The sequence below is a fragment of the Psychrobacter vallis genome (genome assembly GCF_904846715.1).
Classification (GTDB): Bacteria; Pseudomonadota; Gammaproteobacteria; order Pseudomonadales; family Moraxellaceae; genus Psychrobacter; species Psychrobacter vallis.
On sequence record NZ_CAJHBU010000001.1, the window covers coordinates 21,553 to 37,532 of the forward strand.

Here is a 15,980-nt window from a genome sequence, read left to right on the forward strand (position 1 = left end):
ATTACGATAACTTCCTTAAATTCTTAATACTCAAGTATCCCACGTATTCTTTATCTTCACTAGTACTGATACTGTCATTAATTGCATCGCAAATAGGCTCAATCAAAAGCTGAGCGTTCGAGATAAGATCGTTTACGTTGTATATCTCATCTATGTCGACCTCAAACTTATCATCGATATGCGAGGCGGCATTGAAGGGTGAGTCTTTATCTTTAAACGTAAACTGCTTATAAAACGCGCTTTGTTTTGCTTGTTTAATAGCGTCTGCCTGACTGGTGGCAACAATAAGTAATTTGTAATGAAATTCTTCAAAGCTGCCCTGCTGATAGCCACCTAAGTTGATAAAAAATAACTTTAGATGTGAATTATTCTCTGTTCGGTTAGTTGACTCAACCAGACGAATAATATAATTATCAACTCTGGTAATCGCTCGGTACGAGTCAATATGCCACTTATTTTTTACTTCAGGCCAGTGACTATTAATATCCGCTATTAGCCCGCTGACATGATTGGCAACGCCAAAAAAAATATCGTGCTGTTCAATCAAACGGCCTTTGGGGCGACCGCCAAGTTGAACCATATATAGCGTTAGCATATTACGCAGTCCTTATTAGAAACCATCATAGATAGTATTTATTTTATGGCCTTTGTCGCCTTGTCCGAAAATATTTTAACAGTATCATACAGACAATACTCGTCCCGTTCTTAGAGCAAACGCCCAATCTTTACGACCATTTTTTAACGCTAGTCTAGCCGCTGATTCATGGTCATAGGCTAATTTAATATGTTCAGTTTGCCAGCGTTTTCCCTGCTTGGTCTCTAAACATTTAATAAGCGCATAATTGGCATGGGGAGAATAGGTTTGCATTTTATGAACAATCGGCAAATCATCTTCATAAGCCGGATAACCAACGCTACCAGTATTGACGACCATCTGCCCTGATGACAGTCTAACTGTACGCGGGATATGCGTATGACCACATACAATCACGTCGCTCTCTATACCATTGAGTAATGACAGAATAGTCGCATCGCTACGGACTGCTGGCTCGCCCGTTTCTATATCCTCTAGTAGATAGACTATGTCATCGGTTGGTGACCCATGGCAAAGGTAAACATCCTCGCTTAATTGATAATCAAATGGCAAAGAGTGCATCCATTCAACCGCCTCTTGCGGCAAATCTTCGACAATAAATCCCAGCGTTGAATTGTTGGTAATATCTACCGTAGTAGCTTCATAAATTTGCCTATCTTGATTGCCACGGATGGTAATAATGTGATCTTGATATGCCATTAGCAGCTCATAGGTAGCTTTAGGAGCAATTGGCCCGTATAAAATATCACCAAGATTAACAATTTGATCGATTTTACGATGTTTGATATCAGCTAGTACTGCTTCAAGAGCAAAGACATTGCTGTGAATGTCTGAAATGGCAGCGATTGTACTAAAGTCTTTATTATTAGAGTACGCCATATTTTTCACTTCCTAACAAATAGCTATCTTATACACCGCCTAAGAATAAAAGCAAATAAAAAACCCGATCTCTCAACAGTCGTGAGGAGTCGGGTTTTTATTTAACTGTGAAATTCTAATAAAAAACGTGTTTACAATAAGAAAAAGTAAGCCCAAAGCCCAACGACAAACGTAGAAATGATATTCAGTATCACACCCGTACGTACCATTTCAGATTGCTTGATAAGTCCTGTACCAAACACAATTGCATTTGGCGGCGTTGCTACAGGTAGCATGAAGGCACAAGAAGCACCAATACCAATAATCATGACCAATACTTCAGTTGGCAGACCCATTTGTTCAGCAATCGCCGCAAATACTGGTACAAGTAACGCGGCCGAAGCAGTATTAGAAGCAAACTCAGTCAAAAATATAATAAACGCTGATACTGCAATCATGACAACGATGATCGGTGCAGCAGATAGCGCATTTGCGACTGTTTCACCCAATACTAAAGATGCGCCCGACACCTTTAAAATTGTCGATAGCGCAATACCACCACCGAATAACATGAGTACACCCCAGTCGGTATTATCGGATACTTGCTTCCACGATACCAAGCCCAGACTAACTACTGCTGCCGCTGCTAATAAAGCAACAATAGCATCAGTGTCATCGATTCCCAGTGCTGCGCCGATTTGTTTGGAGAGTATCCAGCTCAATGCTGTGACGATAAAGACAATAATGGTCACCACACGCGGCTTATTCCAAGCAATAGGCTCATCATCAATCAGTACAATCTTACGATTCAAGTTTGGTTTGAGGAACAAATACATCGCACCCAATAATAGTGGCAGTAGCACCAACATCATGGGGATACCAAACTTCATCCAATCGACAAAGGCAATATCCAGTGCTTTTGCCGCGATAGCATTTGGCGGCGAACCAACAATAGTACCTAAACCACCAAGGCTGGCCGAGTACGCAATACCCAATAATACAAAGACAAACGTACCACGATCTTTTTCACGGTCAACTTGCGTCAAAATACCGAGCGCCAATGGCAACATCATCGCGGCCGTAGCGGTATTCGATATCCACATCGATAAGAACGCCGTTACCCCAAATATCAGAAATACAGCCGTGCTTAGTTTGCCACCTGACATCGACAAAATCTTTAGCGCAATTTTTTTGTCCAATTTCTGCACATGTAGCGCGGCAGCCAATGCAAAACCACCAAAGAAGAGATAGATAATGGGGCTGGCAAAGCTTTGCAGACCTACTTCAGCATTAAAATCAGGAATGCCAATTAATGTCCCAACCACAACCACTAAGATCGCCGTGATAGTGACGTGTATCGCCTCAGTGAGCCATAGCACACCAATAAAGAACAACAATGCTAGCCCTTTGTTGGCACTGACCTCAAATGGCAATACACTATAAATAATAAAACTAATAATTGCCGCAATTGCGACTACGATCAGTCCCTTGCCCGTTCCCTTTGGGAATGTATCCGTAAATAAATACTCGTTACCATCATCAGGCAGATGGCTATCCAGTTTTTTCTCTGACATAAATTATCCTTATCGCATTCAGAGTGAGTATGAAGTCGAAAATTATTGCAACACACACTTGTTATAAGACATCATGATATTCATATAGTGAACATTACGCGCGAAAATATCATATCAGAATAACTTATACATGAATACATCTATATGAATACATCTTTATCAGTTTTTTTAAGATATCTGTTTAATTCCTTAACAGTAATCACCTCTAGACTTTGTTTTATTTTTCAACAATGGCTCTCTCACCGCTTTGTATGAAGACTCTAATTGATAAAAATTACATAAAGCCTCTAAACATTCATCATTTGGGACTATACAAGCAAAAACTGATGCCACATAATCGAAAGATCAAATAGAAAATCATCAATAAAAACAAAAGGAATGACTTTATGACAGACGCAAACAAAACAGACTCAACCACTAAAATGGCACCAAAAGATATCAATCAAGATGGCTTGGCCAAAAAAGACCAGCAGCGTACCGATGACTCTGCGCTTGATATGATGGAAGGTTTGCATGAACACGAAGACCATAAAGAGGAAGGCAAAAAGTAACGTTTTGCCTCAAACTTAAGGGACAGTCGTCATCAGCGTAATGGTTAAGACAAAATACGAAAGGCGCTTATCACTATGATGAGTGCCTTTCACGTTTTGGCACCCTTTTTTCTGGTAAGCGATCTGAAGCATGGTTATATAAAAATGCTGCTGTCAGTACGATAGCAATCGGTACAAATAAAGCTTCGTAACCGACTTTGGCAAATAAAAATGCTCCTACTGTGCTGCCCCCACAAAAACAATACCAGATAATGGCCTGAAACCCTAGTGTCGGTTTACTGATAGGTCGACCTGCCAGCCAATTACCAATGGCAGCACCCATATCTGACGTTAGCCCTGTCAAATGAGTGGTACGAATAACGGCCCCACTATAAGTCGCCACCATAGCATTCTGTAATCCGCATGCCATCGCTGCTGCTAGCTGTCCCAAATAATCATGCTGCTGATATAACCAATAGCTAATCAACAGCAGTGCTGCTTCCATATATAGGGCGCGTCCGTAGCGGCTCCCTAATTTCAATGAGACTTGTCCTATGACAAAACCACTCAATACTGCTCCTGCCAAAAAAGACAATAACAGCGCACCAATATACAAGATACTGCGGGCATCTAAATAAGCGATAGCCGCTGCAAATAAGCTTACATTACCAGTGACATGCGAGACCGATAAATTGGCAAAACCCATTAACGCTGCCGTATTGACACAGCCTGCACTAAAGGCCAGTACTGCACCGCCCCACAATATCCATCTTGGTAATTTGGTTATCACATCTGCCACCTAAGAGTCGTCTCAAAACAGCAACCAGTATAACCAAAAAAGACAGCCTATTGGCTGCCATCCTTGTGTCTCACGCTAGACGATCAATAGTCAAGAACCATTATTTCGGCTCATCGAGCATCATTAACTGCTCACTGATGGCAACAGTATTAAAACCTGCATCAACAAACATAATCTCACCTGTGATACCAGAAGCCCATGGTGACAGTAAGAACAAAGCCGCATTACCTACTTCCATCTGATTAACATTACGCTGTAATGGCGCAATTTTTTCGCTGATATCGAGCATCTTACGGAATGATTTGATACCACTAGCAGCAAGCGTACGGATAGGACCTGCCGAGATGGCATTGACACGAATGCCCTCACCGCCCATAGAAGTCGCAAGATAGCGAACACTGGCTTCAAGACTGGCTTTTGCCATGCCCATGACATTGTAATTTGGCAATACTGAAATACTGCCTTCATAAGTCAATGTCAACATAGAACCATGACGCATCGCAAGCAACGCACGCGCTTCTTTTGCCAACGCGACAAAGCTATAACTTGAGATATCATGTGCGATATGACTGCCTTCACGAGTCGTCGCGTTAACAAAATCGCCATCCAGCTGATCCATTGGTGCAAAGCCAATGGCATGTACCACACCATCAATACCATCACCCCAATGCGCAGTCACTTGCTCAAAGCAAGCAGCGATAGAATCATCCGATGCGACGTCACACTCTAATACCAAATCCGCTTCAAATTTTTCTGCTGCCATATCCACACGTTTTTTGATTTTATCGTTTGGATACGTCAGAATCAATGATGCGCCTTCACGGTGTAGCGCTTCAGCGATTGCCCAAGCGATAGAAAGTTTGCTTGCGATGCCAGTTACGACAAACCGTTGTCCTTGCAGTAGCATAGTGTTTCCTTTTGAATCGAACAAGATTATTTGAATTATAAAATGATCTAGCATGGTCAGATATGATAGATATCACGTAATGACCAAATACAAATTAAAAAATAACATTATACACGAATTCATTTAAGTAAACAGTCGTAAACTCTATTCACTTACCGTAGCGCTTAATATCGATTAAACACTCAACTGCTCGCCACAGCAGTATGAAGTTCAGCAGATTTCAAGTATAATCACAGCCCTTCCAGCTTGCACAATTTTTATAAGAATCCTTATATAATAGGATTTAGCGTTAAGCTACACCCACATTTTGGATGGCTGCCAAACTTATGAGTAACACCCCAATCATAACATCAGATTACCAAGAAAGCGTCGAATCATATCGTCAATTGATTCTCTCAACTGGCGAAGATTTAGAACGTCCTGGTCTTGCAGAGACGCCGCTGCGTGCCGCAAAAGCTTTTGCTCATTTGACCCAAGGCTATCATCAAAGCTTGGACGAAGTCGTCAATGATGCCCTCTTTCCATCGAACAATCGCGAGCTAGTATTGGTACAAAATATTGAATTTTATTCGTTGTGCGAACATCATATGTTGCCTTTTCATGGTGTCGCGCACGTGGGTTATTTGCCCAACGGTCAAGTATTGGGGTTATCAAAATTTGCCCGTATTGTCGATATGTTCGCCCGTCGTTTACAAGTTCAAGAAAATTTAAGCGATCAAGTCGCCCAAACCATCATGGATGTGACTGGCTGCCGCGGTGTTGCCATAGTGATGGATGCGGCGCATATGTGTATGATGATGCGCGGTGTGAATAAGCAACACTCCACCACCCGTACGACATCAATGCTGGGCGAGTTTGTCCATGATAATCAGGCGCGCACTGAGTTTTTGAGCGCGATACCTAGACGTCAACCAGCGTTTTAACGCTTTAAAAAACAATAAATAAAGAAAAAAGGATACTTAGGTATCCTTTTTTTATGCGCATCGTTCAACGTAGCCGTGATTCATACCAATCCCAAAAATCAGAGTAGCAAGAAAAACCAGCGCCTGTACTACGCAGGTAAGCTACACGAGTTTGACACGGCTAATCGTATTTTTTGGTTTGATATAACAAGGTTTAATTGGACGACTATACTTCATCAACCCAATTACCGTAGCCTTCTGCCTCCATTTGCGCCAGTGGAATGAAACGCATCGCTGCTGAATTCATGCAATAACGCTTGCCAGTCGGTGCTGGCCCATCGTCAAACACATGACCCACGTGTGAATCAGCGTAGCGGCTACGAATTTCTGTACGAGTGCCAAATATTCCCCGATCTTCCTTTTCAACCACACTATCAGCGCTCAATGGACGAGTAAAGCTTGGCCAACCAGTTCCGGACTTGTATTGATCCCGAGAAGAATATAGTGGCTCCCCCGAGATCACGTCAACATATAAACCAGGCTCTTTATTATCCCAATATTCATTATCGAAAGCGCGCTCAGTACCGTCTTTTTGAGTGACCTCGTATTGAATGTCACTGAGTGATTTCTTTAGCTCATCCTGCGTCGGCTTCACAAAAGTATCTGGATTGAATCCTGAGCTAGCATTAATGATTGGCGCATTGCTCGATGCTACTTGTTCACCAGTGGCCGTAGTAGGCTTGAATTGACTAAAATCCAGCTCGTAGTTTTTGCCATAGACACTTTCTATAAACTGATAGCGACCAGAATTGAAAGTATAAGCCTTATAGCGCAGTAGGTTCTTTTTGTAATAATCTTGATGATATTCTTCTGCTGGATAAAAAGTGCTGGCAGGTACAATCTCAATCACGACTGGCTTATCATAGACACCAGCGTCTTGTAACGATTGCTTAGCAGCTTCCGCTATCTGCTTTTCTTGCGCATTGTTATAAAAAATTGCAGGACGATACTGCGTCCCGCGGTCTACAAATTGACCTTGATCATCGGTAGGATCTGCCATTCGCCACAATGCCTGAACGATACCATTGTAGGTAATTTTCGTTGGATCATAATATACTTGTGCCGCTTCAGTATGACCCGTACTACCCGCTGACACGGTACTATAAGTTGGATTGGTGGACTGACCACCTGTATAGCCTGAAACCACTTCAACAACACCAGGTATTTTTTCATAACTAGCTTCCACACACCAAAAACAACCACCAGCAACCGTAGCTACAGCCAAATTGGGATCCGTAGGCGCATAAGGATTATCAATGGAAGTATTTTCCACAATAGAAGTACTTTCGGTGGCGGTACAGCCAGCATAAAGAACACTACTCGCTATGATGACCATACCAACAATTTTGGCCTGTAACTTATAACTCACTGATAATTGGTGTGTCATAAAAAGCTCCTAAAAGTAATGTCATGTAGTCATCGTAACCGTTAGGTGTCACCGAAATATTCCTAAATTGTTATATATTGAACGGTTCAAAAAAATAAAGCCAATTATCCTTTGGATAATAGACTTTATTTTGTATGTTGCATAATGTAATTCGATAAAACAGTTATGCGACCTTATCGCTATTTTTAGCTTGATCTACCTGCTCGTCACTTGCCTGCTTAATTTTTATTAAAATCTCTTTTATCTCAGATGCTGATAAATAAGTTGGCACCGCATAAGTATCACTGACTTCTTTGGCAGCGGCTTTGGCAATGCTATCAAAATCACTAGTTTTCATACCTTTGACAGTCGGATTAATATTTAGAGTTTTAATCAAATAACGTACTTGAGTGATAAAATCGTCGGTTATGTTACTGTCACTACCAATAGTTTGACCCTCTTTTATCATGCCAGTTTTTTTGGCCAAGGACGCCAATCTTTTTTTGCTGGCGTCACGGTTTACATCAAGTACATAAGGCAACACAATAGCGTTAGCGCGACCATGCGGAATACTATAATACGCGCCCAATTGGTGAGCAATCGCATGTACATAGCCAAGACCAGCTTTGTTAAAGGCGATACCACCATAATGTGCTGCAATACCCATCTCTTCTCTAGCTTTTAGATCACCGCCATCTTTATAAGCCAATGGTAAATAGTGCATGACAGATTTGACCGCAGAGGCTGCATAATAATCTGTCTCGACGCTAGCGTTTACACTCATCCACGCTTCTAATGCATGTGTCAATACATCAATACCAGTGTCTGCCGTAATATGCGCCGGCATTCCTTTCATAATGACAGGGTCGATAGCCGCTGCTAGTGGTACCATTCGTGGGTCGATAGACAGAGATTTTTGATGGGTTGTATCATCTGATACGACCGCGCCCAGCGTGGCTTCTGAGCCAGTCCCTGCAGTGGTAGGAACGCAATATAAAGGTACTGAAGGCTTTCTTGCTTTCAGAATACCAATGAGCTGTTTAGGTTGACAGTTATTGCCTTGTGACATAGCAATCATCTTAGCGGCATCAATCACCGAGCCGCCGCCAATAGCGATTATCGAATCGCACTCAGCCTCTAAAGATTGGCGCAGTCCTTCTTCGATTACCTTAAAAGTAGGGTCTGGCATCACACCATCATAGAGTTTGTAGCTGATATTTTTTGTGTCTAGATAATCAGTGACTTTGGCAGGTATACCCAGCTTATTTAGTACCGCGTCAGTGACGATAAACACATTGGTATTGCCTTCACTAATGAGCATGTCGCATAGCTCTTCACAAGAAGTCTCGCCGACAAATAACATAGGTCTTCTAATAGGTATCACGTAAGAAAATACTTTTAGCACTTTGGCACGAGTTTTGGCAACGGCCAAATAACCTGCGTGCTGCAATCCATCTGTACTCATCAATTTAGCAATGCTTGTTTGTTTTTTCATGGGCATAAAATCCTTTTTAGTGATGTGAATAACAGCAATGACGATCATTTTAATGAGCAAATGATGACTGCCCAAACTTATTGTACCACTGCCATTTTTAGTATGTCGCTATTATTATGAACGGCTATGGTTTGACATTTTTTATGGTGAATAAACTAGGGCGTGTCCTCATTTTGAAAATGGTTATAAAAATGAGGTAAATTGAAGCCAAACAAGGAAAATAGTACTAATAATATCGGGGTATTATCCAGCTATTTGACGCAGTTTGGCGAATATTTAGCCATTTTTAACCCATTTAGTCGCTATCGTTCAGATTGAAGACACGCCCTAAACCATACTCGCTTGCAATAACTGCTTGGCATACGGATGTTGTGAGTTATTGAAAATATCTTCGGTACGTCCTGACTCTACGCACATGCCGTCTTTGAGCACCATAATATGCTGACATAATGCTCGTACTACTTTTAAATCATGACTGATAAAGACATAACTGACGTGCAGTTTTTCTTGAATTTCACGGAGTAAGTTGACCACGGTTACCTGCGTGGTACTGTCAAGCGCAGAGGTAGGCTCATCCAATATTAAGAGACTTGGCTTCATGATAAGTGCGCGCGCCAATGCCACACGTTGACGCTGCCCACCTGACAACTCATGCGGATAACGCTGCGCAAACTCAGCTGGCAAATGCACGGTGGCCAAACTGTCTATCACTGCTCGCTGACGGGCTGCTTTATCGACGCCTTGTACCAGTAGCCCTTCTTCAATGGTCTGCATAACGGTCATACGCGGATTGATACTGGCAAATGGATCTTGAAAAACCATTTGTATCTGCGAGCGGAACTGGCGTAACTCGCTTTTTGACAATGCAGATATCTCTTGGTCATTGACTACTATCTGACCACTCACCTGTGCTTGATTACTGAGTAACTGACTGAGCGCAAGCGCAATTGTCGTTTTCCCAGAGCCTGACTCACCAACAATACCCAATGCCTGCCCTTTTTGTAACGTCATATTGACGTCTTTGACCGCATCGAACCAACGTTTGGTGCTACCAAATAAGCTTTTTTCAATCGGAAACTGTACTTTAAGATGATTTACTTGCAATACGCTTGTTTGTTTATCTTCATTATTGTCTGGTCGGTTTAATGCTTGACCAAACTCTTGCTTGATAAGCGTACGCGTGTATTCCGCTTTAGGCTGACTAAATATAGCGGATGTTTGTCCCTGTTCGATCGTCTGTCCTTGACGCATCACGATGACCTCATTACTATAACGCCTGACCAGATTCAGGTCATGACTGATTAGTATCATCGCCATATTATGCTGGCGTTTGAGATCCTCTAATAGTTCAAGTATTTCATGCTGCAAAGTGACATCAAGCGCAGTCGTTGGTTCATCAGCGATTAATATATCAGGCTGCTGTGCCAATGCCATGGCAATCATCACGCGTTGGCGCTGACCACCAGATAGCTCATGAGGATAGCGTTTTAGCTTATCAGCAGGATCCGTGATGTTGACATCTGTTAGCAAAGCGATACTTTTATCTCGCCATTGCTTTTTGGGTACACCACTGAGGCGCAGTGATTCAGCGATTTGCTTGGCAACCGTATGTAATGGGTTGAGTGCGGTCATCGGTTCTTGAAACACCATGCCAATGCGCTGCCCGCGAATCGGACGTAATGCAGCATTACGCAGCCTATCATTTGCTATTGGTAGTGCCGCCATTCCTGCTGAGCTTGCCAGCTGCACATCACCATTAATAAGCAAACTATCTGGCAGCAAACCTAACAGCGCCAGACTTGCAATTGATTTGCCGGAGCCTGATTCACCAACGATGGCCAAGGTTTGTCCTTGTCTGAGTTCATAAGACAGCTCATCAACCAGTTGGGCGCCTGTGACAGTAGTGATGCTGAGCTTATCCACGGTCAGCATGAGCTTATGTGATGCCTTGCTATGGCTTTCTTTTAGACTGTTATCTTGTACCATAATCTTGGTCATATTAAGAGCGCCTCGGATCAAACGCATCACGTAGTGCTTCGCCAACGAAGATAAGCAATGACAAAATAAAAGTTAAACTAAAGAACCCTGATAATGCCAACCAAGGGGCATCAAGGTTGTTTTTTCCTTGTACCATCAGCTCGCCCAGCGACGGTGAGCCAGGCGGCAAGCCATACCCCAAAAAGTCTAACGCCGTTAAGGCTATAATGTTAGCAGTGAGAATAAATGGCAGTTGCGACAAACTGGAGGCCAGCGCATTGGGCAAAATATGTCTAAGCATAATTTGACTGTCCGACACTCCTAGATTACGTGCTGCACGGACATAATCAAAATTACGGGCACGCAAAAACTCCGCCCTCACTAAACCGACCAATCCCATCCAACCGAACAACAGCATCATGGCAAATAGCATGGTGATACTAGGGCTAAATAAGCTCACCAAGATAATAATCATAAATAGCTGCGGCATACCGCCCCACACTTCCATAAAGCGTTGTCCGGCTAAATCTACCCAACCACCATAGTAACCTTGTATCGCCCCAATGATAATACCAATCAAAGCACCCGCCAGCGTCAAGGCCAGACCAAACAATAATGATACCCGCATGCCATAAAGTATTCGCGCCAGCACATCGCGACCCAAATCATCCGTACCCAGCCAATTCTGACTATTGGGCGGCGCTGGATAAGGCATACCCAGCTCAACATTGGGCGTTTGATCGGCAAACGGAATGGGCGGCATCACATAATAGCCCTGATCATTGATTAAGGCTTGCACCGCAGGGTCTTTGTAATTGGTTTCAGTCTCAAAGACGCCCCCAAAAGTCGTTTCAGGATAAGCTTTTAAGATAGGAAAGTAATAATCATCTTGATACTGCACCAACAGGGGTTTGTCATTGGCAATCACATTGGCGGCCATACAAATGATAAATATCACCACAAACACAAACAGCGATATCACCCCGAGCCGATTTTGGCGAAAGCGCTGTAAACGTGCCTGCCAAATAGGATTTAAACGACGCTTTTTCTGTACAGAAACGGCAGGTGACGTTGAGGATAATGGATGACTTGACATTAGCGTCCCTCAAAATCAATACGGGGGTCAATTAAGTGATAGCTTAAATCACTGATTAACTGTAATAGCAGTCCTACCAATGTAAAAATAAATAGCGTGCCAAATATCACTGGATAATCACGTTGCTGAATGGCCTCAAAGCCAAGCAATCCCAAGCCGTCTAATTTAAAGATAATCTCAATCAGAAAGTTCCCAGCAAAGAAAATTCCGACGATAGCTGCTGGAATACCCGCGATAATAATCAACATCGCATTACGAAACACATGCCCGTACAAAACCTGACGCTCACCCAACCCTTTGGCGCGCGCAGTGAGCACGTACTGCTTACCCAATTCTTCTAAAAAACTAAATTTGGTCAAATACGTCAAACCAGCAAAGCCACCAACTGTACTCGCTAAGAGCGGCAAGGCCAAATGCCAAAAATAATCTTTGACCTTACCAATGGCACTTAATTGATCAAAATTCTCAGAGGTCAATCCTTGCAGTGGGAAAATATTCCAGTAGCTGCCACCAGCAAAAAATACCAATAATATGACCGCAAAGACAAATACTGGTATCGCATGGCCAATAGCGAGGAGCATAGCGGTGACTTTATCGATGCCTGAGCCATGATGCATGGCTTTATACACCCCAAGTGGAATGGCGATTATATAAATAAGCAGCGTACTCCACAGTCCAAGTGAGATGGAAACCGGGAGTTTTTCTATAATCAGATCTGTCACCGATTGCCCTTTAAAAAACGACTCACCAAAATCCAGCTGAGCATAGTTTTTTAACATGAGCCAAAAACGCTCAGGCGCAGACTTATCAAAACCGTACTGGGCATTGATCGCGGCGACCATCTCCTCCGATAAGCCGCGCGTTCCTTGATAGGTGCTATTGCTGCCAGCACTACCTGCACCAATATTACCGGCAAGCGCATTGTCTTTTGCCCCTTGCTCGATAAGTGCCAGCTGCTGTTCAACTGGGCCGCCGGGGGCTGCTTGTACGATCACAAAGTTTGCCAGCAATATCAAAAAAAGCGTCGGTAATATCAGCAATAACCTTTTTAAGATATAACGACCCATAATGGCGGTTTCCTAAAATAAAGACATTTGACAAAGAAAGGTATAATTGACCACTTAAAAGTTGTTTTTAAGCTCACGTAGGGCTGTAAACACCGTCAATGGCTGATCGTCGACGATATTCATTTTAGACTTAACACCAGCTATCACACTCGGCTGTTGCGTACGCAAAAATACATTTATCATGCGCTCATGCTCTAAGGTAACAGGCAGTGTCGGTATGCCTTGTGCTGTTTTTTCTGCTGCTTGTAGTAATGCCTGCTGCATTTCCTCATTGTCAGGCTCAATAGACAAACCAAAACGTAAATTACTGGCGGTATATTCGTGCGCTGGATACAGTAAGCTCTCAGCTGGCAAGCTGTTTAAACGCTTAAAGCTTTCATGCAATTGCTCAATCGTACCCGTAAACACACGGCCACAGCCTGCACTAAATAAAGTATCGCCACAAAAGCAATGTTTTTGCCCATCGATATCTAACACATAGGCCATATGACTGGCGGTATGACCCGACACATCCCACACTTGTGCCGCACAGCCCCATGCACTTACCGTGCTACCGTCCTTTATCGCTTGATCTTCATCCACATTATGCTCAGCATGTGCAACCAGATGCGTCATGGGATAAGATTCTTGTAACTCCGCAACACCGCCAATATGATCATGATGATGATGAGTGGTCCAAATCGAGGTCAGCTCTAATTCATTCTCTTCTAAATAAGCAATGACAGGCTCAGCTTGACCTGGATCAATGACAATCGCTTGTTTATTATTTTCGTTAATCAATGTCCAAATGTAATTGTCATTAAATGCCTTAATCGGGTGAATACGAATAGTCATATAAAATCCTTACCGGTAGTTGTCTTTATTGCTCGTGCTTTTTATGCAAATGTTTATAGATTACAAATGATGCTTACTTACTTTTTTAAGTACTGATTGACACGTGCTTCTGCTTCTTTATCTGTCCACCAATAGTCAATACCGACAGCGTTGGTAGGCAAGGTTTCGGTATGACGATATTGATCCCAGTAAGCGACATTGGTGCCAGATTTACCGTATAGCGGCACCAAATAATGGCCTGCGCGCAACAAGCGATCTAGCACCTGAGTATAAAGAACAATCTCTTGGCGGTTTTTGGCACTACCCAGCTTTTCTATTACCCTGTCAATCACCACATTTTTGATACCGACCGTATTTCTATTGCCAACTTGGTCAGCGGCGTCGCTGCCCCAAAATCCGAACTGTTCTGCGCCCGGTGATAGGCTCTGGGCAAACACATCGACCACCATATCATAATCAAAAGTGCGCATCCGCTCATAGTATTGCGGGCCATCCACTTGCCGCAGTGTCGCATCAAAGCCCAAACGCTTGAGATTGCGGATATAAGGCAGCAATACGCGACCGACGGTTTCGCCTGTCATCAGAATCTCAATGTGCGCACGCTTGCCATTCGGTTGATACAGCTTCATAGCTTCATAATAAAACCCAGCATCTAGCAATAACTGCCGCGCTTTTAACAACCCTTGACGATTAAATCCACTGCCATCACTGGTTGGCAATTGCCATTTGGCCAATACCGCCTGACGTTGAATCGGCTCAAGCTGAGAGAGCAATGGACTGAGCACCTTCATCTCGGCAGCAGATGGCGTCCCTGTTGCCGCAAGCTCCGAGCCATGAAAAAAACTTTGCAAGCGCTCATACTGACCATGAAATAATGTCTTATTCATCCACTCAAAGTCATAAGCCGCCGTTAATGCTTGGCGAACCCGAATGTCTTGAAAGATGGGCTGGCGCATATTCATAACCAAACCTTGCATCGGCACTGGGTTTTTACTGCTTATTGCTTCTTTCCGAATCATGCCAGCCTTGACGGCTGGGAAATTATAGCCCGTCGCCCAATTAGAGGCTTTATTTTCGGGGCGAAAACGATATTGACCAGATTTAAACCCTTCAAAAGCAATCTCATCACTTTGATAATACACAAACTTAATCATATCAAAGTTATAACGACCGCGATTGACCATCAAATTGCGTCCCCAATAGTTGGGATCACGCACGTAGCTGACGGCACGACCTGCATCGACGCGGCCAAGCTTATAAGGCCCACTGCCCATCAGTGGCGTCAGGGTTATTTTTTCAAAATCGGCATCGATAGACGACTTGGCAAATATTGGAAACTGCCCGACAGTTAGTAAGATCTCTTTATTGTCATCGGATGCAAAAACAAACTTTACTTGTTGCTTGTTAATAATTTGTACTTTTTGGATACCCCCCAAATAACTGCGAATGTACATCGGCCCTTTGGTTAATATCGCGTCATATGTCGCTTTGACATCACTACTGGTCACGGGCGATCCATCCCAAAAACGGGCAGCAGGATTTATATGATAAACAATCCAGCTGGTGTCATCCGGATCGTAGGTGACCTTACTTGCCAACTGCGGATACATGGTAAATGCTTCGTTTAATGAGCCAGTCATCAAAGTATCATACAAATAGTCAGTGCCAACCATCGCCACGCCAGTCGTCATCCATTTGTTGGCGCTATTGAAGGTGCCGCGTGCATCTAATGAGAGTGTGCCACCTTTTGGTGCATTTGGATTGGCGTAAGGCATATAAGGCGCACTTATATACTCAGTAGGACTGTTATGACCAAGCGCAGTCGTTGTAATGGGCGCGGCTATAACAGCTGACATGCCAGCCATGCTGATACCCGTCCATAAAACGATAGATAATATAAGCTGGTGCTGTGCAGGCTTA

The 15,980-nt window shown here is 43.3% G+C and carries 14 protein-coding genes; 2 read left to right on the forward strand and 12 right to left on the reverse strand.

Going from position 1 to position 15,980, the window contains the following annotated elements:
* Position 1 precedes the first annotated feature (1 nt).
* The 3 genes from JMY02_RS00105 to JMY02_RS00115 all read right to left on the reverse strand — a co-directional run bounded on the left by JMY02_RS00105 (position 2) and on the right by JMY02_RS00115 (position 3,027).
* Complete coding sequence (locus tag JMY02_RS00105) at positions 2-595, reverse strand: DUF1543 domain-containing protein (protein ID WP_201593971.1); 594 nt, start codon at positions 593-595, stop codon at positions 2-4.
* An 84-nt stretch (positions 596-679) separates the two neighbouring features.
* A complete protein-coding gene (locus JMY02_RS00110) occupies positions 680-1,474 on the reverse strand; it encodes a metallophosphoesterase family protein (protein WP_201593973.1) in 795 nt (264 codons plus the stop codon).
* A 131-nt stretch (positions 1,475-1,605) separates the two neighbouring features.
* Entirely contained in the window at positions 1,606-3,027 is a 1,422-nt protein-coding gene (locus tag JMY02_RS00115) for an SLC13 family permease (RefSeq protein WP_201593975.1), read from the reverse strand.
* 386 nt (positions 3,028-3,413) lie between these two features.
* Between JMY02_RS00115 and JMY02_RS00120 the strand changes: the two genes are divergently transcribed.
* Positions 3,414-3,578 (forward strand): hypothetical protein, encoded by a 165-nt coding sequence (locus JMY02_RS00120; RefSeq protein WP_201593977.1) that lies wholly within the window; start codon positions 3,414-3,416, stop codon positions 3,576-3,578.
* A 73-nt stretch (positions 3,579-3,651) separates the two neighbouring features.
* Here JMY02_RS00120 and JMY02_RS00125 read toward each other — a convergent pair whose 3' ends face one another.
* Positions 3,652-4,347, reverse strand: a complete 696-nt coding sequence (locus JMY02_RS00125; RefSeq protein ID WP_201593979.1) for a YoaK family protein — start codon at positions 4,345-4,347, stop codon at positions 3,652-3,654.
* Positions 4,348-4,456: 109 nt separating this feature from the next.
* Positions 4,457-5,263 carry an enoyl-ACP reductase FabI gene (locus JMY02_RS00130; protein ID WP_201593980.1) on the reverse strand — a complete coding sequence of 269 codons (807 nt, stop codon included), beginning with the start codon at positions 5,261-5,263 and terminating at the stop codon, positions 4,457-4,459.
* Between the two features lie 326 nt (positions 5,264-5,589).
* Between JMY02_RS00130 and folE the strand changes: the two genes are divergently transcribed.
* Complete coding sequence (folE, locus tag JMY02_RS00135; protein WP_200861771.1) at positions 5,590-6,186, forward strand: GTP cyclohydrolase I FolE; 597 nt, start codon at positions 5,590-5,592, stop codon at positions 6,184-6,186.
* Between the two features lie 205 nt (positions 6,187-6,391).
* Here the strand turns inward: folE and msrB are convergent, their stop codons facing one another.
* The 7 genes from msrB to JMY02_RS00170 form a co-directional block, all read right to left on the reverse strand.
* Positions 6,392-7,612, reverse strand: coding sequence for a peptide-methionine (R)-S-oxide reductase MsrB (msrB, locus tag JMY02_RS00140; protein WP_201593982.1), 1,221 nt, complete (start codon positions 7,610-7,612; stop codon positions 6,392-6,394).
* Positions 7,613-7,775: 163 nt separating this feature from the next.
* Complete coding sequence (locus tag JMY02_RS00145) at positions 7,776-9,086, reverse strand: iron-containing alcohol dehydrogenase (protein ID WP_201593984.1); 1,311 nt, start codon at positions 9,084-9,086, stop codon at positions 7,776-7,778.
* 327 nt (positions 9,087-9,413) lie between these two features.
* Positions 9,414-11,084, reverse strand: coding sequence for an ABC transporter ATP-binding protein (locus tag JMY02_RS00150; RefSeq protein ID WP_201593986.1), 1,671 nt, complete (start codon positions 11,082-11,084; stop codon positions 9,414-9,416).
* A gap of 1 nt (position 11,085) precedes the next feature.
* Entirely contained in the window at positions 11,086-12,159 is a 1,074-nt protein-coding gene (locus tag JMY02_RS00155) for an ABC transporter permease (protein ID WP_201593988.1), read from the reverse strand.
* The gene (gene yejB, locus JMY02_RS00160) at positions 12,159-13,226 is read right to left on the reverse strand and encodes a microcin C ABC transporter permease YejB (RefSeq protein WP_201593990.1); all 1,068 of its coding nucleotides are present in this window, start codon (positions 13,224-13,226) and stop codon (positions 12,159-12,161) included. Before yejB ends, JMY02_RS00155 begins: the two co-directional genes overlap by 1 nt.
* Positions 13,227-13,280: 54 nt before the next feature.
* Entirely contained in the window at positions 13,281-14,060 is a 780-nt protein-coding gene (gloB, locus tag JMY02_RS00165; RefSeq protein WP_201593992.1) for a hydroxyacylglutathione hydrolase, read from the reverse strand.
* A 77-nt stretch (positions 14,061-14,137) separates the two neighbouring features.
* Positions 14,138-15,925: an extracellular solute-binding protein gene (locus JMY02_RS00170; protein WP_201594405.1), complete on the reverse strand. Its 1,788-nt coding sequence runs from the start codon at positions 15,923-15,925 to the stop codon at positions 14,138-14,140.
* Positions 15,926-15,980 lie beyond the last annotated feature (55 nt).

Coding starts and splice junctions, on each gene's coding strand:
- yejB (WP_201593990.1), bottom strand. CDS start 13,226: ATGGGTCGTTATATCTTAAAAAGGTTATTGCTGATATTACCGACGCTT.
- JMY02_RS00105 (WP_201593971.1), bottom strand. CDS start 595: ATGCTAACGCTATATATGGTTCAACTTGGCGGTCGCCCCAAAGGCCGT.
- JMY02_RS00110 (WP_201593973.1), bottom strand. CDS start 1,474: ATGGCGTACTCTAATAATAAAGACTTTAGTACAATCGCTGCCATTTCA.
- JMY02_RS00145 (WP_201593984.1), bottom strand. CDS start 9,086: ATGAAAAAACAAACAAGCATTGCTAAATTGATGAGTACAGATGGATTG.
- gloB (WP_201593992.1), bottom strand. CDS start 14,060: ATGACTATTCGTATTCACCCGATTAAGGCATTTAATGACAATTACATT.
- msrB (WP_201593982.1), bottom strand. CDS start 7,612: ATGACACACCAATTATCAGTGAGTTATAAGTTACAGGCCAAAATTGTT.
- JMY02_RS00170 (WP_201594405.1), bottom strand. CDS start 15,925: ATGGCTGGCATGTCAGCTGTTATAGCCGCGCCCATTACAACGACTGCG.
- JMY02_RS00115 (WP_201593975.1), bottom strand. CDS start 3,027: ATGTCAGAGAAAAAACTGGATAGCCATCTGCCTGATGATGGTAACGAG.
- folE (WP_200861771.1), top strand. CDS start 5,590: ATGAGTAACACCCCAATCATAACATCAGATTACCAAGAAAGCGTCGAA.
- JMY02_RS00120 (WP_201593977.1), top strand. CDS start 3,414: ATGACAGACGCAAACAAAACAGACTCAACCACTAAAATGGCACCAAAA.
- JMY02_RS00155 (WP_201593988.1), bottom strand. CDS start 12,159: ATGTCAAGTCATCCATTATCCTCAACGTCACCTGCCGTTTCTGTACAG.
- JMY02_RS00130 (WP_201593980.1), bottom strand. CDS start 5,263: ATGCTACTGCAAGGACAACGGTTTGTCGTAACTGGCATCGCAAGCAAA.
- JMY02_RS00150 (WP_201593986.1), bottom strand. CDS start 11,084: ATGACCAAGATTATGGTACAAGATAACAGTCTAAAAGAAAGCCATAGC.